The sequence below is a fragment of the Ottowia sp. genome (assembly GCF_016703145.1).
GTDB lineage: Bacteria > Pseudomonadota > Gammaproteobacteria > Burkholderiales > Burkholderiaceae_C > Ottowia.
Genome location: NZ_JADJCO010000002.1, coordinates 336,578 through 359,159, shown reverse-complemented (window position 1 = coordinate 359,159; position 22,582 = coordinate 336,578). Strand labels below are relative to the sequence as shown.

The following is a 22,582-nucleotide window of genomic DNA, read 5'->3' as shown; positions in this document are numbered from 1 at the left end:
GCGTCAGCCGAACGGAGTGAGGGAACGATGGAAGCCCGACAGGGGCGAGACTCGCGCAGCGAGGCTCGATGCGCTACGCGCACGACAGCGCGACCGGCCATCTCTCAGGTGGCCGGGGACGCACGAAGCCTGAACATCAATTCACCTATCGCAAGACGGCGCTCTCGGTGTGTCGCGAAGTAAACGAGGCCTTAGCAGCGGTACGCCAAATGGAAGAACAAGAGAGAGCACTAGCGGCTCAACGCGAGGCGCTAGCTCATGACTGCCTGGGTGCCGAACCGGGGAACACCCGCGATGCAATCACGGCGGCGCCAAAAATCGCCGCGATCACCGCGAGCGACGCCCATGGCGGCAGCGCGACCGCGTCGCCGACGATGATCTTGGCCGCCACCACGAGCAGCATCACCGCGAGTCCGACGCGCAGGAAACGCAGCTCGCGTATCGCCCCCGCGAGCACAAAATAAAGCGAGCGCAGGCCAAGCAACGCGAACAAATTGGACGTGTACACGAGGAACGGATCGCGCGTGATAGCGAACACTGCAGGGATGGAATCGAGCGCGAACACGAGATCGCTTGTCTCGATCACAACGAGCGCCACGAGGAGCGGCGTGGCCATGAGACGACCGTTGCGGCGCACGAGGAAGTCCGGTCCCTCGGTGAAAGGACGGATCGGCAGAAGTTTGCCCACCCAGCTTGTGCACAGGGCGCAACTCTTCTCCACGAAGCGCGTCTCCTCATTCTTGCCGAAGAGCATGCGCAGCGCCGAGAACACGAGCAGCGCCGCGAAGATGTACATGACCCAGTGAAAGCGCTCGAGAAGCAGCAGTCCGGCGCCAATCAGTAGCGCGCGCATCACGAGCGCGCCGAACACGCCCCATAAGAGCGCGCGTCGTTGCAGATTGGCGGGAATGCCCGTCTGCTCGAAGATGAGCAGGAACAGGAAGAGATTGTCGACCGAGAGCGATTTTTCTAGCAGGTAAGCGGTGAGATACGACACACCGGCGGCGCTGCCCAGCCGCCACGCGATCCAGCCGCCGAACACGAGCCCGAGCCCTATCCACACGCCACTCCAGGCCATTGCCGCGCGCATCGATGGCTGCTCTTTGCCGCGCGAGGCGACGAGATCAATCGCCAGCACAAGGCCCACGACCACCGCAAACACGCTCCACTCCACGACCCCTGCAGCACTATCCATATGGCCTCCGGCTACCGTCACGCATTGATGGTAGTCGAAGGCACACCGCCACAGGAAAGGCAACTCCTCCGCGGACCTCGCGAGCGGCCCTTGGTCGTGCTCCTACACGACAATCAGAGTCGTACGGGCCGCGACATCCACAGAGGCCCCCCAACGCGGATGTCGGTGCCGCAAACGGAGTCCAGCAGGCACGGTCAGTGTTACTCGGCCACCGAGTCATCACGATGCTTGTCCGAAAGCAACCAGAACGAAGCAATCGCGGCAATGATTGCGACCGTGGCCAGTACATAGGTCAGCATCTGGAAAGCGCTCAAGTAGCTGTTGACCAAGACATCGCGCCCCACCTCAGGTACGATCAATATGGCATTCGCAAGGTCGCCGGTGGCAAGGCGCTGGCCCGCTTCGCGGAACGCCTCGGCGTTCGCGCCGGTGTTCGCTCCAACCATGGCGGCGATGCTTGCACCGCCCAGGCCCGCCAGGATCGCGCTGGCGATTGCCAGAGTCACACCCTCGCTCGCGACCTTGGTCGTGTTGAAGATGCCGGTCGCCATACCGGCGCGCTCCTTCGGAACCACGGTCACGGACAGCGCGTCCATCAGACCCCATGGAAAGCCCGCGCCAATACCAATCATCAACATCGGCAGGACGATGAGCAGTCCGCTGGCCGGTGTGATCTGCCCCAGCCACAGCACGCCAGTGGCAGCGATCAGCAAGCCAATGCCGGATATCACGCCAGCAGAGAATCGCTGGCTTAGTGAGACGGCGATCGACGGGACGATGATGATCGGTACCGACAGTGCGGCCATCAGCAGGCCTGCTTCGACCTCCGACTGCCCTTGGATGCCGACGAAGCGCAAAGGCAGCATGATCAGCAGAACGACGTAGGCGAAACCCGTGGCGATCGGCAGCAACTGCACGCCGATGAAGCGCGGATAGCGGAACAACGATAACTCCAACATCGGGCGGGCAACGCGGCTTTCTGCAACGATGAACAGGGCGAGCAACGCGGCGGCGCCGACGAGCAGGCCGATCACGAGGAGGCTGCCCCAGCCACTCTCAGGTGCCTGGATGATGCCGAACGTGAACAGCGTGAGCGCACCGGTGAAGGTGATGACACCCGGCCAGTCAAGCGTGGTCGCATTCGGATCGCGGCTTTCCTTCAGTTGTGGAATGCCGAAAGCCAGCGCGAGCGTGCCGACGATGGCACCCGTTGCGAAGATCGAGCGCCAGCCGAATTGGTCAATGAGCCAGCCCGCGATGATCGGGCCAAAGGCCAGGCCGACGCCGAACGTGGTGCCGAGCATGCTGAAGGCTTTTGTGCGGGCATGACCATCGAACTCCTGAGCCATTGCGGCAGAGCCGGCCGCAAGCGCTGCGGCCGCGCCTACCCCTTGACCCGCGCGATACAGGTCGACCAGCCAGACGGACTGCGCGAAAGTCAGCAGCAAGGAAAATATGACGAAGACGATCATGCCGCCGACGAAGATCCTCTTGCGCCCATAGCGATCTGCGAGCGTCCCCGCCGTCATCAGCAGGCTACCAAACGTCAGCATGAAGGCGTTCGTGATCCAGGTCAGCGCAACGCCGCTGCCACCCAGGTCACGGCCAATGGCCGGAGTGCCAACAGCAGCACCGGAGAAGCTCAGCGGGAGAACGAGCGCCGCCAGGCAGACAGCCAGAACGACGCTCTGCCGTCCGCTGGGCGTATCGGTATTCAATGAGAGGGTGTTCATGATCAGCCTCCTTCAGGCAATCGTGTCCACGACACCGCCATCCACGCGCAGCGCGGCGCCGGTGGTGGCCGATGCCTGCGGGGAGGCGGCGTAAACAACCAGGTTGGCAACCTCATCGACCGAGGCTGCGCGGCGCAACAAGGAGCCAGGACGGTTCTTTGCCACAAACTTCGCTGCGACTTCGTCCATGGGCAAACCGCTGGCCGCCTGTTCGTCCTTGAGGAGCGATTGCAGACCTTCCGACAGGGTCGGCCCGGGCAGGATGGCATTGACCGTCACCCCGGTTCCCGCCAACCGCTTGGCCAAGCCGCGCGATACCGAAAGGTTCGCCGTCTTGGTCATGCCGTAATGGATCATGTCGGCCGGCACGTTCAATGCCGACTCCGACGAAATAAACAGAATGCGGCCCCAGCCCTTGGCAACCATGCCCAAGCCGTAGGCGCGGGCGAGGCGGATGCCGGACATGACGTTGACGTCGAAGAAGCGAGTCCAGACGTCATCGGGCGTCTCGAAGAAATCCTGGGGGCCGTAGATGCCGACGTTGTTGACGAGGATGTCAACGGACGGCACAGCCTCCAGCAATGTCGCGGTGCCTGCGGCACTGCCAAGATTGGCAGCAACCCCGGTTACCTGTGCCGCCGGAACCTTGTCTTTCAGCTTGGCGAGCGCTTGCCCGACTTCGTCGTCGGTCAGGCCGTTCAGGACGACGGATGCCCCGGCACGTGCAAGGCCTTCAGCGATGGCAAACCCAATGCCGCCTGCCGAGCCGGTCACGAGCGCGGTCTTGCCGCTCAGATTGATGTTCATTTGGCTACCCCTTTCGATGCTGCGTGTGCAGTAACTGCGTTGACGATGGAGCGCAGTATCAAATGGGGCGTCTTGAAGATAAAGACCGGAAAATGAGCCAAAGTGTCTCCCGCCAGGAGACAATATTCCGGGTTGAGCTGGTAGCTATCCGGGTGATCAGTGCGCGGCGCTACTTCTTTTTTCCGCCGATCGGTGGCTCCGGGAGTCTGAGATTCGCGGCCAGGTGATCGAGCACGACGCGCGTCTTTGCGGACATCCGGTGTCCCACGGGGATGAGCGCATGCACCGGAGGGCCGGGCACATCAGAGGACGGTAGCAGGTGAATCAGCCGACCCGCTTGCACGTGCGGCACGGCGACGCGATCCAGGATCTGGCTGATGCCCAGCCCATGGATCGACGCCTCCACCAGCGCCTGTCCATCCGCGAGAACCATGACAGGGGACGGGCTCAGTTCCCGCACCTGCAGGCCATCATGAACCTTCCAGGGGCGAAGCTTGCCCGTGGGGCCTCGGAACACCACTGCGTCATGCGCCGCCAGGTCGCTGACGCTGTCGATCTTGGGGCGCTTGGCAAGGTAGTCCGGCGCCGCGTACAGGCCGAGGCGCAGATCGCACAGCTTGCGCACCGTCATTTCGCTGTCCACGGGCAGATCGCCAATGCGAACCACGATGTCCCATCCTTCGGCCACCACCTCGGCGAAGCGATCCGTGAGCGCGACCTCCAACGTCACCTTGGGGTACTTGCTGCGCAAGTCCGCAAATGTGGGTAGCAGCAAGCGGCCAAAACCGGAGGGAAGGTCGATACGCACGCGGCCGATGGGCTCAGACCGGCGTGCGGCGAGTGCCTGTTCAGCCTCGCGTAGCCCTTCGATGGCTGCCTGGGATGCGGCCAGATAGGTTTCACCATCCTCGGTCAGATGAACTGCACGGGTGGTTCGCTGGAACAGGCGCGTCCCCAGGCGTGCCTCCAGCCGCTGGACAGCCTTGCCCACGTTGGACTTGCTGGACTCCAACATCTCTGCCGCTTTGGTAAAGCTGCCCGTTTGTGCCACCGTGACGAAGGCTTCAAGTTCAGATAGGTCTGTTCGCTCCATTGAATTGACTCCCAATGAGAGACAAAGCGTAGCATATTTAAGACTTTATCCGCAATGGAGCAGCAACCAGAATCGCAACATACCAATCGTGCGGCTGGGCGGTAGCCCGGCCGCCTTTGAGCGAGTCTGGAAATGTCAACGCTTACCCGAAATTCCCTTGATACCGGCGAATACCTGCTTAGCCTCGGTTTGCCCCGCGAGACGATCTGGACGCCAGAGCGTCTAGACCAGTCATTGGCGGACACCTTGCAACTGCGGCCGCTCGGCGAACTGTGGGTCTTTGCCTATGGTTCGCTGATGTGGCATCCGCTGCTGCGGTTCGACGCGTGCCAGCCAGCCACGCTGCAGGATTGGCACCGGTCTTTTTGCTTGCGCTCCGTCGCGGGACGCGGCAGCCCCCAGCAACCTGGCCGGATGCTCGCGCTAGAACCCGGTGGAATGACGCATGGGCTGGCGATGCGCCTGCCCGAGCAAGGGGTCGAGGACGAACTGCGTGCGTTGTGGACTCGGGAAATGGTGACCGGCGCCTACCGGCCCATCTGGACGAAGCCGGTGCTGCGCAACGGGCAGCGCCTCAACGCCATCACCTTTGTCGCGGAACCGTCTTCAGCCGAATACGAGTCCGACGCGACGGCTGCTGCGATTGCGCCGCTGATCGCGGCGGCGACAGGTTCCTTCGGCTCCAACGCCGACTACGTGCACCGACTGGACTTCTCGCTGGCCGAGCACGCTTTGGAAGACGAGTACATCAGCCGGATCATTTGCCGGCTCAAGGAAATTTCCGCCACTGCGGCGATTCCTCCCGATGGTGCGCGTTCCGCGGAGTCTGACACAGCGCGTCAGTCTTGACGTAGTGCCCGCGTCCGCGAAATACCCATCGACTCTGCCGATTCATGCAAGGGGCTACGCCCCTAGCGGCTCGCCCGCCATCCCCAGGCGCTCCACCAGCGTCAATCCCGCTTTCTCCATCCGAACACCCATATCCACGGGACAGAGGGCTTCATTGCCTTCTCAGTAACCACTGGCGACGCAATTGCATTGACTGTCTCCGTTACGGAGACAAATCGTATTCATTTTTAGTATTTATCGAACATGAGGCTATGAACATACTGCCAATGCGCTCTATCGAGTTGCCGATTGCACCCCTCGCATATCGGACTCGTGCAGCGAGCAGATGAACAGATTTCCGTTTTCACCCACGCAGGAGTTTCCAATGACCACGCAACGCAGAAAGCTCATCACCACACTTGGCATCGCGGCCGCCTTCGCGGGTGTTGCCTCCATCACGGCATCCGATTGGGGTGTGTTTGGCAAGGCCGTCCCCGAAGCCCATGCCTCCCAATCGGCGCGAGAGGCGCCCGCGACGCAAGTCGATGTGGCGGCTGTCATCGCCAAGCCCATCACCGAATGGCAGTCCTATTCGGGCCGCCTGGAGGCCGTCGAAAAGGTCGATATCCGTCCCTTGGTCAGCGGCCGCATTGCCTCAGTCCACTTCAAGGACGGCGCCCTGGTCAAGAAAGGCGACGTGCTGTTCACTATCGACCCGCAGCCCTATCAGGCCGAGGTAGACCAGGCCGACGCGAGACTTGGCGCTGTCGAAACGCGCGCAGCACACGCCGTGAGCGAGTCGCAGCGTGCGGACAGGTTGCTCGAAGGCAATGCGATCGCCAGGCGTGACTACGACGAACGGCAGAACCTAGCCCGCCAGTCGGCCGCCGAAGTGAAGGCTGCACGCGCGGCCCTGCAAGCTGCCAAGGTGAATCTGGCCTACACCCAGGTCGTCGCGCCGGTCGCGGGCCGGGTCTCGCGCGCCGAGTTGACCGTGGGCAACGTGGTCAGCGTGGGCGCGGGTGCTCCCGTTCTGACCACGCTCGTCTCCGTCACGCCGATGTACGCCTCGTTCAACGTGGATGAGCAGACCTATCTGAAGCACCTGCGCAACAGCGCGAAGGCACCGGTGTCGCTCGGGCTAGCCAATGAAACGGGCTATTCCCGCGAAGGGACGGTGGTGTCGGTGGACAACCGACTGGACGCAGCATCCGGGACGATCCGCGTGCGCGCTGCTTTCGACAACGCGGACGGCTCTCTCGTTCCCGGCCTATATGCCCGTGTGAAGGTGGGCGGCACCAAGGCCCGGCCGGCGGTGATGGTGGACGACTCGGCCATCGGAACCGATCAGGCCAAAAAGTTCGTGCTGGTCGTTGATGCCGACGACAAGGTGCAGTACCGCGAGGTCACCTTGGGCAATCTGCACGAAGGTCTTCGCATCGTCGAGTCCGGCCTGAGCGAAGGCGAGCGTGTCGTCGTCAATGGCGTGCTGCGCGTGCGCCCTGGCGAGAAGGTCGCAGGCAAAGCCGTGAACATGGCCACCCTGTCTCGGGGCAAGTCAGCGTAAGCGCCATCTCAACTGGAGCAAAAAATGAACTTCTCCAAATTCTTCATCGACCGCCCCATCTTCGCAGGCGTGCTGTCGATGCTCATCCTGTTGGCGGGCTTCGTCTCGCTCTTCAAGCTGCCGACGGCCGAGTACCCGGAAGTGGTGCCGCCATCCGTGATGGTTCGCGCCCAATACCCGGGCGCGAACCCCAAGGTCATCGCCGAGACTGTTGCCTCGCCCATCGAGGAGCGCATCAACGGGGTGCAGAACATGCTCTACATGCAGTCCCAGGCCAACGGCGATGGCACGCTAACGATCACGGTCACGTTCAAGCTCGGCACGAATCCCGACTTGGCGCAGCAACTGGTGCAGAACCGTGTGTCCCAGGCCATCCCTCGGCTGCCGGAAGACGTTCAGCGTCTCGGTATCACAACCGTGAAGGCATCACCCACCTTGACGATGGGCGTCAGCATCTTGTCACCCAACGACAAGTATGACCTGACCTACCTGCGCAATTACGCACTCATCAACGTCAAAGACCGCCTTGCGCGTGTCCCCGGCGTTGGCGAGGTCGTGATGTGGGGCTCCGGTGACTATGCCATGCGAGTCTGGCTAGACCCCCAAAAAGTAGCTCAGCACGACTTGACGGCACCGGACATCGTGAAGGCCATCCGTGAACAGAACGTGCAGGTGGCAGCGGGCATCGTCGGCGCATCGCCGATGGAAAACGTCCCACTCCAATTGAGTGTGAATGCACAGGGCCGCCTGAAGACCGAAGGTGATTTCCGCCGAATCATTCTGAAGAGTTCCCGCGATGGCGCCATCACCTTCTTGGGCGACGTTGCTCGCATTGAGCTGGACTCAGCCGACTACGGTCTTCGCGCGATGCTCGACAACAAACAGGCTGTACAGATGATCGTGTTCCAGCAGCCTGGGGCCAACTCCCTGCAAATCTCCGACGACATTCATGACGTCATGAAAGAGCTCAAGCAGGACATGCCGGATGGCGTGGGCTACGACATTGCCTACGACCCGACGCGCTTCGTGCGCCTCAGCATCGACGCTGTCATCCACACGCTGCTGGAGGCTGTGGCCCTGGTCGTCGTAGTCGTGCTGCTGTTTCTGCAGACGTGGCGTGCCTCGATCATCCCGCTGCTGGCCGTGCCTGTTTCCATTGTGGGCACGTTCTCCCTACTGCTCGCGTTTGGCTACAGCATCAACGCGCTGTCACTGTTCGGCATGGTGCTGGCCATCGGCATCGTGGTGGACGACGCCATCGTGGTGGTGGAGAACGTCGAGCGCAACATCGCAGGCGGCTTGAGTGCACGCGAAGCTACCTACCAGGCCATGCGCGAGGTGAGCGGCCCCATCATCGCCATCGCGCTGGCGCTCGTGGCCGTGTTCGTTCCCCTGGCATTCATGTCGGGGCTGTCCGGCCAGTTCTACAAGCAGTTCGCGATGACCATCGCTATTTCCACGGTCATCTCGGCCTTCAACTCGCTGACGCTCTCACCCGCACTGGCAGCCTTGCTGCTGAAAGACCACCACGCTCCCAAGGACTGGCTGACGCGCGGCATGGATCGTGTGCTCGGCGGCTTCTTCGCCGGGTTCAACCGTGTGTTTCACCGGGGCTCCGAGTCGTATGGGCGCGGTGTTGGCCATGTCATCGGCCGCAAGTCCATCATGATGATGCTGTTCGCCGCTTTGCTGGGCTTCACTGTCCTGGTCGGAAAGTCCGTTCCTGGGGGATTCGTTCCGGCACAGGACAAGGACTATCTGGTCACGGTGGTGCAGCTTCCCGCCGGTGCCTCGCTGGAGCGTACCGACAAGCTGGTGCGCGAGCTGGGTGATCTTGCCCTGACGGTACCGGGCGTGCGGCAAATTCCGCAATTCCCCGGACTGACCGTGAGCCTGAGCAGCTCATCCAACAGTGCACTCCTGTTTCCTCTGCTCAAGCCCGCAAAGGAGCGCAATCCTGGTGAATCCGCTGCCGAAGTCATTGCTGCGCTGAATGCCAAGTTCGCCCATATCAAGGAAGCGCAGATTGCAACCTTCCCGCCCCCGCCGGTGGAAGGCCTTGGCACCCTGGGCGGCTTCAAGCTGCAGTTGGAAGACCGCGGCAACCTGGGCTATGAAGCACTTAACGACGCGACGCAGAAGTTCCTGGCGCAGCTTGCAAAGGCGCCGGAGCTGGGCCCGAGCTTCTCTAGCTACCAGATTAATGTTCCCCAACTGGACGTCGATCTGGATCGCATCAAGGCCAAGCAACTGGGCGTCTCCGTCACAGATGTCTTTGACACGATGCAGATTTACCTGGGCTCTCTGTATGTCAACGACATCAACCTGTTCGGCCGGGTATTCCAGGTGCGCGCCCAGGCAGATGCTCCGTTCCGCGCCTCGGCTGAAGACATCGGCGTGCTCAAGACACGCAACGCTTCGGGCGAAATGGTGCCTCTCTCGTCCCTGGTGACCGTCAATCCGACGTATGGCCCGCAGACGGTGATCCGCTACAACGGCTACACCTCTGCCGACATCAACGGTGGGCCGGCTCCAGGCTATTCCTCCGGCGAAGCCAAGGCTGCGGTTGAACGCATTGCCGAGGAGACGCTGCCGCGTGGCATCAAGATGGAATGGACGGATCTGACGTACCAGCAGATTCTCACGGGCAATGCGGCTTTGTGGGTGTTCCCCATCAGCGTAATTCTCGTGTTCTTCGTGCTGGCCGCGCTGTACGAGAGCATGACGCTGCCCCTGGCCATTCTGCTCATCGTGCCCATGAGCATTCTTTCCGCGCTGACCGGCGTTTGGCTTACGGACGGCGACAACAACATCTTCACGCAGATCGGCTTGATGGTGCTCGTCGCGCTGTCGGTGAAGAACGCCATCCTGATCGTGGAATTTGCTAGAGAGCTGGAAATGGATGGCCACTCAGTCGTCCAGGCCGCCATCGAGGCTAGCCGTCTGCGCCTGCGCCCGATTCTGATGACGTCCATCGCGTTCATCATGGGTGTCGTCCCGCTGGTGCTCTCGACCGGTGCGGGCTCGGAAATGCGCAGCGCCATGGGCATCGCCGTGTTCTCCGGCATGTTGGGCGTGACCCTGTTCGGCCTGATGCTGACCCCCGTGCTCTATGTCGTGCTGCGCAAGCTGTCTGGCAAGAAGACGCTGGTGGACAAGCACGGCAACCATCCTCATATCAACGAGGCGCACGTGCTCTGAGCGCGCGAGCCCAAGGAGATCATCATGAAATTCCTCAAGTCAACTGGATTCACCGCAAAGCTCAGCCTGCTTGCCGCAGTGCTTGTCCTGGCCGGATGCACCTCCCTTTCGGCCTATGAAAGGCCGACCGCTCCTGCAGCAACAACGACACAGTTCAAGGAGGCTTCAGCCGACTGGACGCACGCCGCCATCAAAGCCGCCGACGGCTCCGAGTGGAAGGCAGCACACCCTTCCGAAGAACTGGCTCGGGGCGAGTGGTGGACGGTATTTGGCGATCCGCTGCTGAATTCGCTGGAGCAACAAGCCCTCCAAGCGAATCAGGGCTTGCAAGCCGCCGTTGCGCGCCTGAAGGAGGCCCGGGCGTTGAGCCAGAGAGCGCGTGCCGGCCTGTTCCCTTCCGTGGATGCAGGTGTCGGTGCCAGTCGGCAACGCGCGTCGGCGGCCTCGCAGGGACTGCCCGACGGCACGGCGGTGCCCGCCCAGACCCTGTACCGCGCCCAGGTTGGATTCGCCTATGAGGTGGATCTGTTCGGGCGGGTGAGCGCATCGGTGAACGCGGCACAAGCCGACAGCCAGCGCGAAGAGGCGCTGCTGCGCTCCGTTCAACTCGCCCTACAGGCCGATGTCGCACAGAACTACTTCGCACTGCGCCAGCTCGATGCGGAAGCGGAGGTGTTCACCCACGCGGTCGAGTTGCGCGAGCAGGCGCTGCGCCTGATGGAACGCCGCTTCAAGGAAGGTGATGTCGGGGCACTGGATGTCTCGCGTGCAAAGTCCGAACTGGCTGCGGCACGCTCCGATGCCATGACGGTGCAACGTCTGCGCGCTGCATCGGAGCATGGGTTGGCAGTGCTACTGGGCAAAGCTCCTGCTGAATTCAGCCTGTCGCCTCAGCCTCTGAAGCAATTCGCGTTGCGCGTCCCGGCAGGCCTGCCGTCCTCGCTGTTGGAGCGTCGGCCTGACATCGCGGCGGCAGAACGCGCGATGGCCGCGAGCAATGCCCGAATCGGCGTTGCGAAGTCTGCATTTTTCCCGTCCCTCACGCTGACGGGGGCACTGGGCTTCGAGTCGGGCTCGCTGGGCAATTTGTTCAACTGGAGCAGCCGTTCCTTCCTGCTGGGGCCGCTGGCGGGAACGATGCTGAACCTTCCCATCTTCGACGGGGGACGTCGCCAAGGTGAACTGGACGGCGCGATGGCGCGGCACGAACAGCAAGTGGCGCTGTACCGACAGCAGGTGCTCACGGCATTCCGGGAAGTGGAAGACCATCTGTCGGATCTTCGGGTTCTGGAGGAGCAAGTCCAGGTTCAGGCGGATGGCGCCCAGTCGGCCACGAACGCGGCTCTGCTCTCGCGCAAGCAATACACCGAAGGCGCGGTGAGCTATCTGGAGGTCATCGACGCAGAGCGGACGGTACTCCAGTCACGGCGCGCTACAGTCCAACTGGCCGGTCTGCAGGCCGTAGCGGCCGTTAACCTCATCCGCGCCTTGGGTGGCGGATGGGATGCAGCGGGCCAACCGGCTCATCTTGGTGAGACCGACCAATTCCCTTCGACTCAGCCGAACGTTCATACTGCTTCGTTTGGAAGTCTGCCACCGGCACTGGAGGATGCTCGCTATGTTCCGTGACATTGCCGATACCGCTGCGCCTGCGGTGATGCCACCTGCCTTGCACGCAGGACACAACGATCTACGGCAGGGCCTGCTGGAGCCGCAGGCACGTATTTCGCCCAAGTACCTGTACGACGCGCGCGGCTGCGAATTGTTCGAGCAGATCACCCAACTGCCGGAGTATTACCCCACGCGCACCGAGGCGGCCATCCTCGCCGACGCGGGGCCGGCCATGGCGCAGGCTCTGCGCGGCCACGAGGTGCTGATCGAACTGGGCGCCGGCAATTGCGAGAAGGTGCGTGCGTTGTGCCGCAGCCTGTGGCCGCGCCACTTTGTGGGCGTGGACATCGCGGGAGACTTTCTGTACCAGGCGGTGCGCCGACTGGCGGAGGAATTTCCCGGATTGGACGCGCGTGCGGTACACGCCGACATCACCAAGCCGCTGCAGCTTCCGCCCGACTTGCCACAAGCCGGGCGGCTGGTGTTCTACCCCGGCTCGTCCATCGGTAACTTCGACCCGGCCGATGCGTTGGCCATGCTGCGGCGCATGCACGGGCTGCTGGGGCCGGACGGCGGCCTGCTGATCGGCATCGACCTGCCCAAGCCGCTGCACTGGCTGGAGCCCGCCTACGACGATGCCCAGGGCGTGACGGCACGTTTCAACCTGAACGTGCTTAGTCACGTGAACACGTTGATCGGCAGCGATTTCGACGAAGACGACTGGGCCCACCACGCCTTCTTCAACACCCGCCATTCGCGCATCGAGATGCACCTGCGCGCGCGCCAGCCGCTGGCCGTGGCCTGGCCGGGCGGCGGGCGGCGCTTTGCCGAGGGCGAGACCATCCACACCGAGAACAGCTACAAGTACCCGCTGCCGCATTTCCAGGACATGCTGGCCCAAGCCGGTTTCAGTACCAGCAAGGTCTGGACGGATGAGCGGCAGTGGTTTGCCATGGTGTACGCCCATGCCTGAGCTGCTCCAACGTTTTGACGCGGTGCGCCAGCGCACCTTGCGGCTGGCCGAGCCGCTGTCGGCCGAGGATGCCTGCGTGCAGTCCATGCCCGACGCCAGCCCGGCCAAATGGCACCTGGCGCACACCACCTGGTTCTTCGAAACCTTTGTGCTGGGGCAGGAGCCGCCGTTTGACCCCCAGTTTCGCGTGCTGTTCAACTCGTACTACCAGCAGGTGGGCGAGCGCCATCCGCGCCCGCAGCGCGGGCTGCTCACGCGGCCGTCGCTGGCGCGCGTGCGCGACTACCGCGCGGCCGTGGACGAACGCATGCGCGCCTTGCTGGCGCACGAACTGCCGCCGCCGCTGGCCGAACTGGTCGAGCTGGGCCTGCAGCACGAGCAGCAGCACCAGGAACTGCTGCTCACCGACATCAAGCATTTGCTGTTCTGCCATCCGCTGTGGCCGGCCTACCAACTGCTCGCTGCGTCGCCCGCCAATGCCGCGCCCGAGCCGGCGCTGACCTGGCTGCAGGTGGCACCGGGGCTGCATGCGATCGGCCACGCGGGCGACGGCTTTGCCTTCGACAACGAACGGCCCCGGCATCAGGTATTTCTGCAGGGCTGCGAGATCGCCAGCCAGCCGGTCAGCAATGCGGAGTTCCTGCGCTTCGTCGAATCGGGCGGCTATGCGCAGCCGCAATGGTGGCTGGCCGAGGGCTGGGACTGGCGCTGCGCGCAGCAACTGGAACATCCCTGGTACTGGCGGCAAACAGAAGCAGGCTGGCAGGAATTCAGCCTGCACGGCGCACTGCCGCTGCATGGCAACCGCCCGGTGGCCCATGTGTCGTACTACGAGGCCGATGCCTATGCGCGCTGGGCCGGCGCCCGGCTGCCGACTGAAGCCGAGTGGGAAGTGGCCTGGGCGGATGCGTTGGCGCGGTTGCCCGCGCGGGAGGCGCTGCTCCCGGCCGTGCTCACCGGCGATGGGTTGGGCCAGGTCTGGGAATGGACCCAGTCGTCCTACGCGCCGTACCCGGGCTTTCGCGTGGCCGATGGCGCGGTGGGTGAGTACAACGGCAAGTTCATGGTCAACCAGTATGTGCTGCGCGGCGGCTCGTGCCTCACGCCGCCCGGCCATGCGCGTGCCAGCTACCGCAATTTCTTTCCGGCGTCGGCGCGCTGGCAGATGACGGGGTTGCGGCTGGCGCGGGACGGCTAGCGTAAATGTGCGCCGCCGCTATTGCGCCACGTGCGAAATCTGAAAAAAAGGGCTGAGTCATTACCAACATCTATGATAGAGGCGCTGCGCCTGCTCAGGTAAGAGCGTGCAGCTCGAATTGAATTGCAAGGCACTTGTGCAACCTTCAAGTAACTTATGAAGAAGTTGAACGCAGTCTCAAGGAGAGGTTATGGGCCAAGGTCAACCCGTTGATAAAGATCAACTGGCCACCCCGCCAGCGGCATCAACGTTCACTACGAGAACCGGGCAAATGTTCCCGATCCTTGGTGATTTGGAGATGGCGCGGATTGCGCGCTTCGGAGTACCCGTGAGATATGAAAAAGGCTCAAGCCTTTTTCGTGCAGGTGAGCCAGCGCCAGGGATGTTCCTGCTTTTATCGGGGACGGTGATTGCCACTCAGCGCGATGGGCTTGGTCACGTAACGCCTATTACTCGACATGGCCCTGGGGAATTTATTGCTGAGGTAGGTCAACTTTCAGGGGCAAAGTCCCTCGTAGACTGCTTTGCCGAAGTGGAGGTCGAAACCCTTCTCATTGCACCGGAAAAGCTGCGGCAACTTATTGTCGCAGAGGCTGAATTGGGCGAGCTTATCACCAGGGCGCTTATTCTTCGCCGTGTGGCTCTGATTGAAAGTGAAGCCAGCGGTACTGTCCTTGTCGGGCGAGAGGGCGACGCAGAAGTAATACGAATGCAGACCTTCTTGCGCCGCAATGGGCAACCTTTTCAGTTGCGGACTTCTGATCATCAGGATGTCCGCGATATTTGGCATCAATTTGACAGCCGCCATCCGCATCTCCTAGCAATATGTCCAAACGGTTCAGTGCTAGTTGATCCAGATGAAGCGCAGTTGGCCTTGTGTCTGGGACTCAATTCAGGAGTGTCAGTCGATAAGGACTACGACGTCGTTGTAGTTGGAGCGGGGCCAGCGGGCCTGTCCGCTGCTGTTTACGCTGCCAGCGAAGGCCTCAACGTGATGGTTCTGGATTGCCGCTACTTTGGTGGTCAAGCTGGTGCAAGCGCTCGCATCGAGAACTATCTGGGCTTTCCAACGGGAATATCGGGGCAAGCGTTGGCTGGCCGGGCCTACATCCAGGCCCAGAAATTCGGCGCAGAGATCCTCATTCCAGCAAAAGTCACAGCACTGGAATGCGAACCATCCTCCACGGCGCCGAAACGGCTGCGGATGGCCGACGGAAGTGTCATCCGCTCTAGAACGGTCGTTATTGCGACGGGTGCTCGATACCGTCGCCCCGAGGCGACGAACGTAGCCGAGCTTGAAGGGCGTGGTGTGTGGTATTGGGTTTCGCCAATCGAAGCGAAGCGGTGCCAGAACGAGCATGTGGTACTGGTTGGTGGTGGGAATTCCGCTGGGCAGGCGGCCGTTTACCTCAGCGCTCATGCTGCGAAGGTGACCATGCTAATTCGGGGGCACAGTCTATCGACCACGATGTCGCGTTATCTCATTGATCGAATTTCTGCGACGCCAAACATTGACTTGCAAGTGCGCAAGGAGATATCAGGGTTGAGCGGTGACATAGCCAACGGTTTGAACGCTGTGAAGTATTTCGATCGCGATACTGGCGTGGAATCTCAACTGATCACGCAAAATCTGTTCTTGTTCATTGGGGCATCCCCTGAGACCGAATTTCTTGACAGTTGCCCGGTGCACTTGGATCGATCGCGCTTTGTGACTACGGCAGGCGAAGGTCGGTCAACCCTGGAGTCGAGTGTGCCCGGTGTTTTCGCAATTGGGGATGTACGCTCTGACTCCATCAAGCGTGTCGGCGCGGCCATTGGCGAAGGCGCCGCGGTGGTGGCTCAGATTCACAAGTATCTTGAAGAAGCGGCAATAGTGCCGCAGGAGGTTCGGTAAATGGGAATTAAAACCTGTGAGCATGTGCCGGCTGCTTTTCCTCCGGTGCCTAAGGATCGTGTTTGTGAGGATTGCGTGCGAATAGGTGGCAGGTGGGTTCACCTGCGCATGTGTCTTCATTGTGGTCACGTAGGTTGTTGCGACAACTCCCCCAACAAGCACGCATCGAAGCATTTCGCGTTGACTGGGCACCCAGTAATGCGCTCCATTGAACCTGGAGAAGATTGGCGATGGTGTTATGAGCATGAGCGCCAAGTGGGGTAGCGCCGCTGGTTGTCTGAACGCGATGCGTGAATATCGCATTGAAATAATGATGTGCATCCTCAGGAATTAAAACTATGTCCCAAGGAAAAAGTAGTGGAATACTTGATAGGACTGTAGATGAAAGCCGGGATCACATCCTCGGGTCGAGCAGCGCCGACATCACGTTGGTCGAGTACGGGAGCTATGCCTGCCCCCACTGCCGCGCAGCAAATGAAAAAATTGCGCAGGTGCGGGATCAGCTCGGGGAGCGCCTTCGCTATGTGTTCCGTCACTCTCCCTTGATCGAAAATTCCCTGGCCCAGCGCGCCGCCGAACTGGTCGAACGTGCGCCTGACCCAAAGAGCTTTTGGGAAGCTCACATTACGCTGATGACACGGTCGGAGAAATTGACCGAAGGCGATTTGCAAGCTGTTGCGGAGCAGCTTGGCGTTGAAGATTTTGACGCGGATGGCAAGGCCGCAGCTCGGGCAAGAGCGCGTGTCGCCGAGGATATAGAAAGCGCCGCAGCAAGCAATGCCATCGTGGTGCCCACGTTCTTCATCAATGGACGACGCTACGACGGCCCTTGGGACGAAGGTTCATTTCTCGATGCCATGGCCGGCGCTGTCGGGAACAAAATTCGCGGAATGGCCTCGGATTTTGCGGGATGGGCACCCTCAACTGGCCTGCTGCTGCTGTTCTCCACGCTACTGGCCGTACTCGTCACCAATTCAAATCTTGGGCATGCGTTTGAAGCGCTCTGGCACCTCGATCTGGGAGTAGTGCTTGGCAACTCCGAATTTCGGATGTCTCTTTTGCACTGGATAAACGATGGCCTGCTGACCATCTTCTTCCTGGTGGTCGGCCTTGAGATAAAGCGAGAGTTCACTATTGGAGGGTTGTCGTCCTTCAAATCCGGTGCACTTCCAGTCGCCGCGGCGCTTGGAGGAATGCTGCTCCCGGCGCTCATCTACTCGGCGTTGATACCCGCTGGCCCGTGGGCTCATGGCTGGGGCGTGCCAATGGCTACCGATACCGCATTCGCAATAGCGATTCTCGTAATGCTTGGGGATCGTGTGCCCCTAGCGCTGCGCGTCTTCTTGACTGCGGCCGCGATCGTAGATGACATCGGGGCGATTATCGTGGTGGCGATGTTCTACTCGAACACCATCAATCTGATTGCCATAGCGGCCGCTGTGGTCGTGGTCGGGGTGCTTTGTCTTCTCAACTATTGGCGCGTCTACAGCCTGGTTCCGTACCTCGTTGTCGGGCTGGTTCTCTGGTACTTCATTGTCATCAGCGGCTTGCATGCCACGCTGGCAGGTGTCTTGCTCGCGCTATTCATTCCAACACGTGCACCTCCAGACTTGAGGGCCATCATGCTTCAGGCAGATGCGATCCTGACAGCCGAAGCCAGACGCAGTGGCGAAGTGCTGCGCGCAGGGCCGTCACTCCCCGCGATGCGGGCGCTGGATGCGTTGCATGACCGGCTAGAGTCGCCAGCTGACCGATTGCTGCGCTATGCCGGTGCGAGGGCAAGTTATGTGGTACTTCCCCTCTTTGCAGTCGCCAATGCTGGCGTGGATTTCGCGTCTGCAATCAGCGCGGAGCAGCAATCGCTGATGATTGCGATCATTGCGGGTCTTGTTGTTGGCAAACCGTTGGGGATCTTCTTGGCATCACTGGCGGCGGTGAAGATGGGAATCGCTAGAAAGCCTGATGACTATTCGTGGTTGCAACTCATGGCCGCGAGTGTCTTGGCGGGTATCGGCTTCACCATGTCACTGTTCATCGCTGGGCAAGCGTTCTCTGACCCCGCGGACTTCGCCGCCTCAAAGATCGCAATATTTTCTGGATCAATCATCGCTGCCGTCTTGGGCATCGCGATGCTGCTTTGGGTGACATCCCGCGCAATCCCGCCCTCGCACAGCTCTGCGCAGCAAGGAAGATGAGCATGCTTGAGCGCGGAGAAGCTCCGTATTCCTGTCGCAGTCTCACTCGGTGGCAGCCGCGCCAACCGTCAATTTGAGGAAGGAGTTCATATGTCCGAAAAAGTCATCAAGATCCCTGGGCCAAACCACGCCATCACAATTGAGAAGTTTGAGGGGCAAGTAGTCGTGAGTTTCGCCAAAGGGGTGATTGCAACAACGAGCAACGCTCTGCTCCTGCGCGAAGCAACGCTACCGCCGGTGATATATGTCCCTGGGTAGACATTCGTATGGAGCTTCTTGAACAAACGAAGCATGCAACTTACTGTCCATACAAGGGTGATGCGAGCTACTTTAGTGTGGCGACAGACGTGGAGAACGGCATCAACATCGCTTGGAGCTATGAGACTCCGTACCCAGCGGTATCGGCGATCAAGGATCACCTCGCCTTCTACGCGGATCGCGTTGACATAGAGTTCCCCCCGACGAGCGCTCCAATTCAAGCGTGAGGGTTGAGCCGGCCTGCATACGATGTCCGCCACGACGTGCATCACGCTGTGCGAATGCACGATGACAGAGAAATGAGCCGCGATGCGCGACCCCACGGCTTGCGGCCACGCCGGATGCCACGGGCGCAGCGCGGCTCGGTGCGTGTCGGCTGGTGAGCAGCCCTGGGCCGAGAACCGCCAACAAGTCGGTCGAAAGTGGTCTGCAGCACCTCAGCCACCGAATACGCTTGTAATGTCGTAGGATCGGCACCAGCGACCGCGTGGCTCGTCCCGCACCAGTCAACACGAGCAACACGGCCAGCCAGGTCTTGGTGGTGTGGCTCAAGGCGACACCCGTGCCGCCAGAGCAACCGCATCTGCTCCCGCCGCAAACCGCAGTTGCCCCGATGTGTCGTTTGCCGCGCGCCACACGGCCTCAGCAACGTCCACCTCGGCGGTCACCGCCGACGGCTTCGTGAATGCCTCGAAGACGGAGTTCGCGAAAGGCACATACGCCTCTGGGATCAGGCCTTGCATGCGTTCACTGCCATTCTCGGCAAAGCGGGTCGTGGGTCCATAGCCCGGCTCGACCAGTTTCACCTGGATCTGGAAAGCCGCGAGTTCGTGGGCGAGCGAGGCCGTGAATCCTTCGATGGCCGTCTTGCTGGCCGTGTAGACCGCCACCAGCGGCATTGGCGCCAGGGTGGCGCTCGACGTCACGTTGACAACCATCCCCGAGCGCCGATGACGGAACAAGGGCAGCACGGCCTGGGTCATCGCCATCACGCCGAAGGTATTGGTCGCGAAGACCTCGCGCGTGGTATCCATCGGCGTGGCCTCGAAGGCGCCGAACAGCCCGACGCCGGCGTTGTTAACGAGCACGTCGATCGGGCCGCTTGCTTCGATCGTCGCAGCGATGCTGGAGGCCAGGGTCACGTCCAGCGGGATAACACGCATACGGGGTGAGTCCGGCAACAGCTCTGGGCGCGGCGTGCGCATCGTGGCGATCACGTTCCAGCCCTGGGCGTGGAAGTGGCGGGCGGTCTGCAAACCGTAGCCCGACGAGCAGCCGGTAATGAGGACAGTTTTCATTGAGTTCCTAGTGGAGTGGTTGGGAACCCTCACGATATTGCCCATCGTATGGACTATCTACAATTTATAGTCCTGTTTATGTTTGCGAAAGTCCATGAATGGCTATTGATCCGCTTTCCGAGGTGATTGCTTTTCTCCGGCCGCGCGCGGTGTTCTCCAAGGTGATCGGTGGCGCGGGCCGGTGGGCCGTGCGCTACTCGGATTTCGGACAGCCGAGCTTTTGCGCTGTCCTCGAAGGGGGCGGTCTGCTGGCCGTGGTCGGGCAAGAGCCAATCCGGCTCATGGCGGGGGATTTCGTGCTGTTGCCTGCCACACCGGGCTTCACATTGAGCAGCCTGGAGCCTGGCACCCCCATCGACATTGATGCGCAGGCTGCGGCCGATGACCGATCTGAGGGTGAGATACGCCATGGCCGCCAGAGTGGTCATGCCGAGGTGCGCATGCTCGGTGGCTATTTCGCGTTCGCCTCCCCGGATTCAGCGTTGCTGGTTTCCCTGCTGCCAGCGGTAGTGCATGTGCGAAGGGTGGAGCGGCTCGCGACCTTGGTGGCTCTGGTGCGGCAGGAATCCCTGCAGCAAAGATCCGGGCGTGAACTGATACTGACCCGGTTGGTGGAGATCCTGCTGATCGAGGCGCTGCGCGCAGCGCCCGAGGACAGCCTTGCCGCGCCGGGACTGCTGCGCGGGCTGGCCGACAGCCGACTGGTCGCCGCTTTCCGCAGCATGCATGCCGATCCGGCACGGGCCTGGACGGTGGAGCAGTTGGCGCACCAAAGCGCATTGTCTCGTTCCGCGTTCTTCGAGCGATTCAGCCGCAACGTCGGCCTGCCGCCGATGGAGTACCTGCTGGCCTGGCGCATGGCCTTGGCAAAAAACCTGCTGCGCCGCAAGGAACTGGCTATCGCGGAGGTTGCGGAACAGGTCGGCTACGCTTCATCCAGTACGTTCAGCACCGCATTCAGTCGGCATGTGGGGCAGCCGCCGGGCCAGTATGCGCGGACGAATTGAAGAAAGCCGAATGAGCCAAGGCCCAAATGCCTTGGCTTGGCCTACTCGGAGTGGCGCACGGAATATGCCTAGACGTTCGTTCCACCGTCAAGTTGCAGAACGGTGCCAGTCGCGTAGCCGTTGCCCATCAGGAAGATGGCCGCATCTGCGAGTTCTTCGGGACGCCCAACACGACCGACAGGAAGACCGGCGCCAATAGTCTTGAGAAGCTCGGCTCGGTCTTTCTCAGGAAGGAAGCCCCAGGCAGGTGTTTCGACAACGCCCGGTGACAGCACATTCACTCGAACAGGCGCGAGTTCGAGTGCCAGTGTTCGGGCAAAGCCATCGAGGGCAGCGTTGACGGCGGCAACGATGCTTGCACCCGCAAGGGCCTTGTAGGCCGCCGAGCCACCGAAGAACGTCACAGACCCGTTCGACGGAATGCGCGAGGCAAAGTGCCTGACCAGATACACCGCCCCCCAGAACTTGGCAGCGAATGTCGATTCGATCTCGGCATCGCTGATCTGGATGAAAGGCTTGAAAGTCAGATCCGCAGCCGTCGTCACAATGTGGTCGACCTGCTGGATGTTCTCTGCGAGTGCTGCGACATCGGACGCGACGCTGATATCCGCGTGGTGCGTCACAACATCACCATTGATGGCCGTCTTAGCCTCTGCCAGTCGTTCGGGTGAGCGCCCAACGATATGCACCGTTGCCCCGAGTGCAGCAGCTTTGGTTGCTACCGCCAAACCCATGCCAGAAGACCCCCCGGCAACGAGCACGCTCTTGCCTTTAAGTGAACTTTCCATTTCCAACTCCTTGGTTGAGAACTCATCAGCGACATTGCCGGCAAACATCCATCGGGCTGCCCTTGGCAAACCGAGTGCATGCCCCGATCAATATCGTGAAAATCTTGTGAAATCGAGGAAGACGAAGCTGTCCATCAACGCCTTCCGGTGGTGCAAGTAGTCGCCATTTCGGTCGTGCCCTTGGGGTAAACCATTAAGCGGCTTCGGCAAGTGCACGATGGCGCGCAACCATGTCGGCTTCGTCCTTCAGCGCTTTTTGAACCGACGGCAGCGCCTCCATGCGGGCCTTGTGGGCCATGACCCACTTCAGATGCTCGATCTGGGCTCCCGAGCGCTCATGCCACATGGTTGCCCAGAAGTAGGCATCAACCACGCTGGGCTTATCGCCCATCAGGAACGCGCGACCATCGGAGAGGCGCTTGTCAATCTCGGCATAAGCCGCGACCAACTTGTTGCGCGTCCATTCCGTACCCTCCGGCGTCATCAGCTTGCGCATAAGGGGGATGTGCTTCTGTGCGATTTCCGTCGCAGTAAAGGTCAGAAGCTGTTCCGCCTCAACACGCTCGCGTGTACCAACACGGGGAATGAGGCCCGCCTCGGGCCTCTGATCGGCCAGATAGCTCACGATGACTGCCGTCTCGGTCAGAAGATCGTGCTTGTCTTCGCCTATACGCAGGACAGGCACATAGCCCAACGGATTGACCTCAGCGAAGTCATCATGGTTGGAAGTTGTTTTGCCAACCACATCAAAGTGGACGAGTTCGGGACTCAAGCCCAATTCGTTCGCAACGATCTGGGCGGCAAGGGAGCAGGTGGCTTGGGCGATGTACAGTTTCACGGGATTTCCTTTGGTAGTCGAACCGCTTGACCTGAATTGGGCAATTGCGTCAACAGAAGGAAATTTATTTGAATCCCACCGAGAGATAAATTACCAAA

The 22,582-nt window shown here is 61.2% G+C and carries 17 protein-coding genes and 1 pseudogene; 11 read left to right on the top strand and 7 right to left on the bottom strand.

Annotated elements, in window-relative coordinates:
- Positions 1-256: 256 nt before the first annotated feature.
- The 4 genes from IPG65_RS01890 to IPG65_RS01875 form a co-directional block, all read right to left on the bottom strand.
- A complete protein-coding gene (locus tag IPG65_RS01890) occupies positions 257-1,195 on the bottom strand; it encodes a TerC/Alx family metal homeostasis membrane protein (protein ID WP_293187603.1) in 939 nt (312 codons plus the stop codon).
- Positions 1,196-1,395: 200 nt separating this feature from the next.
- Positions 1,396-2,928, bottom strand: a complete 1,533-nt coding sequence (locus IPG65_RS01885) for an MFS transporter (protein WP_293187602.1) — start codon at positions 2,926-2,928, stop codon at positions 1,396-1,398.
- Positions 2,929-2,940: 12 nt separating this feature from the next.
- Complete coding sequence (locus IPG65_RS01880) at positions 2,941-3,735, bottom strand: SDR family oxidoreductase (RefSeq protein WP_293187601.1); 795 nt, start codon at positions 3,733-3,735, stop codon at positions 2,941-2,943.
- Positions 3,736-3,904: 169 nt separating this feature from the next.
- The gene (locus IPG65_RS01875; protein ID WP_293187600.1) at positions 3,905-4,828 is read right to left on the bottom strand and encodes a LysR family transcriptional regulator; all 924 of its coding nucleotides are present in this window, start codon (positions 4,826-4,828) and stop codon (positions 3,905-3,907) included.
- A 132-nt stretch (positions 4,829-4,960) separates the two neighbouring features.
- Between IPG65_RS01875 and IPG65_RS01870 the strand changes: the two genes are divergently transcribed.
- The 10 genes and pseudogenes from IPG65_RS01870 (at position 4,961) to IPG65_RS01825 (ending at position 18,780) form a co-directional block, all read left to right on the top strand.
- A complete protein-coding gene (locus IPG65_RS01870) occupies positions 4,961-5,677 on the top strand; it encodes a gamma-glutamylcyclotransferase (protein ID WP_293187599.1) in 717 nt (238 codons plus the stop codon).
- Between the two features lie 364 nt (positions 5,678-6,041).
- Positions 6,042-7,223, top strand: a complete 1,182-nt coding sequence (locus tag IPG65_RS01865) for an efflux RND transporter periplasmic adaptor subunit (RefSeq protein ID WP_293187598.1) — start codon at positions 6,042-6,044, stop codon at positions 7,221-7,223.
- Positions 7,224-7,247: 24 nt separating this feature from the next.
- The gene (locus IPG65_RS01860; RefSeq protein WP_293187597.1) at positions 7,248-10,424 is read left to right on the top strand and encodes an efflux RND transporter permease subunit; all 3,177 of its coding nucleotides are present in this window, start codon (positions 7,248-7,250) and stop codon (positions 10,422-10,424) included.
- Between the two features lie 24 nt (positions 10,425-10,448).
- Positions 10,449-12,053, top strand: a complete 1,605-nt coding sequence (locus IPG65_RS01855; RefSeq protein WP_293187596.1) for an efflux transporter outer membrane subunit — start codon at positions 10,449-10,451, stop codon at positions 12,051-12,053.
- A 28-nt stretch (positions 12,054-12,081) separates the two neighbouring features.
- Entirely contained in the window at positions 12,082-13,008 is a 927-nt protein-coding gene (gene egtD, locus IPG65_RS01850) for an L-histidine N(alpha)-methyltransferase (protein WP_293187933.1), read from the top strand.
- The gene (gene egtB / locus IPG65_RS01845) at positions 13,001-14,206 is read left to right on the top strand and encodes an ergothioneine biosynthesis protein EgtB (RefSeq protein ID WP_293187595.1); all 1,206 of its coding nucleotides are present in this window, start codon (positions 13,001-13,003) and stop codon (positions 14,204-14,206) included. The genes egtD and egtB overlap by 8 nt, the downstream gene beginning before the upstream one ends.
- Before the next feature lie 271 nt (positions 14,207-14,477).
- Positions 14,478-16,100: an FAD-dependent oxidoreductase gene (locus IPG65_RS01840; protein WP_293187594.1), complete on the top strand. Its 1,623-nt coding sequence runs from the start codon at positions 14,478-14,480 to the stop codon at positions 16,098-16,100.
- On the top strand, positions 16,101-16,364 hold the full coding sequence (locus tag IPG65_RS01835; RefSeq protein WP_293187593.1) for a UBP-type zinc finger domain-containing protein: 264 nt from the start codon (positions 16,101-16,103) through the stop codon (positions 16,362-16,364).
- 74 nt (positions 16,365-16,438) lie between these two features.
- Positions 16,439-18,295, top strand: a complete 1,857-nt coding sequence (gene nhaA, locus IPG65_RS01830; RefSeq protein WP_293187592.1) for a Na+/H+ antiporter NhaA — start codon at positions 16,439-16,441, stop codon at positions 18,293-18,295.
- 90 nt (positions 18,296-18,385) lie between these two features.
- Positions 18,386-18,780 (top strand): annotated as a pseudogene (locus IPG65_RS01825) (DUF427 domain-containing protein).
- Between the two features lie 321 nt (positions 18,781-19,101).
- Here the strand turns inward: IPG65_RS01825 and IPG65_RS01820 are convergent.
- On the bottom strand, positions 19,102-19,851 hold the full coding sequence (locus tag IPG65_RS01820) for an SDR family oxidoreductase (protein WP_293187591.1): 750 nt from the start codon (positions 19,849-19,851) through the stop codon (positions 19,102-19,104).
- Between the two features lie 98 nt (positions 19,852-19,949).
- On the opposite strand from IPG65_RS01820, the gene IPG65_RS01815 reads away from it, so the two are divergent.
- Complete coding sequence (locus IPG65_RS01815; protein WP_293187590.1) at positions 19,950-20,858, top strand: AraC family transcriptional regulator; 909 nt, start codon at positions 19,950-19,952, stop codon at positions 20,856-20,858.
- A 68-nt stretch (positions 20,859-20,926) separates the two neighbouring features.
- On the opposite strand, the gene IPG65_RS01810 is transcribed toward IPG65_RS01815, so the two are convergent.
- Positions 20,927-21,694, bottom strand: a complete 768-nt coding sequence (locus IPG65_RS01810; protein ID WP_293187589.1) for an SDR family oxidoreductase — start codon at positions 21,692-21,694, stop codon at positions 20,927-20,929.
- Between the two features lie 145 nt (positions 21,695-21,839).
- Complete coding sequence (locus IPG65_RS01805; protein WP_293187588.1) at positions 21,840-22,484, bottom strand: glutathione S-transferase N-terminal domain-containing protein; 645 nt, start codon at positions 22,482-22,484, stop codon at positions 21,840-21,842.
- Positions 22,485-22,582: the final 98 nt, after the last annotated feature.

Coding starts and splice junctions, on each gene's coding strand:
- IPG65_RS01890 (WP_293187603.1), bottom strand. CDS start 1,195: ATGGATAGTGCTGCAGGGGTCGTGGAGTGGAGCGTGTTTGCGGTGGTC.
- IPG65_RS01885 (WP_293187602.1), bottom strand. CDS start 2,928: ATGAACACCCTCTCATTGAATACCGATACGCCCAGCGGACGGCAGAGC.
- IPG65_RS01880 (WP_293187601.1), bottom strand. CDS start 3,735: ATGAACATCAATCTGAGCGGCAAGACCGCGCTCGTGACCGGCTCGGCA.
- IPG65_RS01875 (WP_293187600.1), bottom strand. CDS start 4,828: ATGGAGCGAACAGACCTATCTGAACTTGAAGCCTTCGTCACGGTGGCA.
- IPG65_RS01870 (WP_293187599.1), top strand. CDS start 4,961: ATGTCAACGCTTACCCGAAATTCCCTTGATACCGGCGAATACCTGCTT.
- IPG65_RS01865 (WP_293187598.1), top strand. CDS start 6,042: ATGACCACGCAACGCAGAAAGCTCATCACCACACTTGGCATCGCGGCC.
- IPG65_RS01860 (WP_293187597.1), top strand. CDS start 7,248: ATGAACTTCTCCAAATTCTTCATCGACCGCCCCATCTTCGCAGGCGTG.
- IPG65_RS01855 (WP_293187596.1), top strand. CDS start 10,449: ATGAAATTCCTCAAGTCAACTGGATTCACCGCAAAGCTCAGCCTGCTT.
- egtD (WP_293187933.1), top strand. CDS start 12,082: ATGCCACCTGCCTTGCACGCAGGACACAACGATCTACGGCAGGGCCTG.
- egtB (WP_293187595.1), top strand. CDS start 13,001: ATGCCTGAGCTGCTCCAACGTTTTGACGCGGTGCGCCAGCGCACCTTG.
- IPG65_RS01840 (WP_293187594.1), top strand. CDS start 14,478: ATGTTCCCGATCCTTGGTGATTTGGAGATGGCGCGGATTGCGCGCTTC.
- IPG65_RS01835 (WP_293187593.1), top strand. CDS start 16,101: ATGGGAATTAAAACCTGTGAGCATGTGCCGGCTGCTTTTCCTCCGGTG.
- nhaA (WP_293187592.1), top strand. CDS start 16,439: ATGTCCCAAGGAAAAAGTAGTGGAATACTTGATAGGACTGTAGATGAA.
- IPG65_RS01820 (WP_293187591.1), bottom strand. CDS start 19,851: ATGAAAACTGTCCTCATTACCGGCTGCTCGTCGGGCTACGGTTTGCAG.
- IPG65_RS01815 (WP_293187590.1), top strand. CDS start 19,950: ATGGCTATTGATCCGCTTTCCGAGGTGATTGCTTTTCTCCGGCCGCGC.
- IPG65_RS01810 (WP_293187589.1), bottom strand. CDS start 21,694: ATGTTTGCCGGCAATGTCGCTGATGAGTTCTCAACCAAGGAGTTGGAA.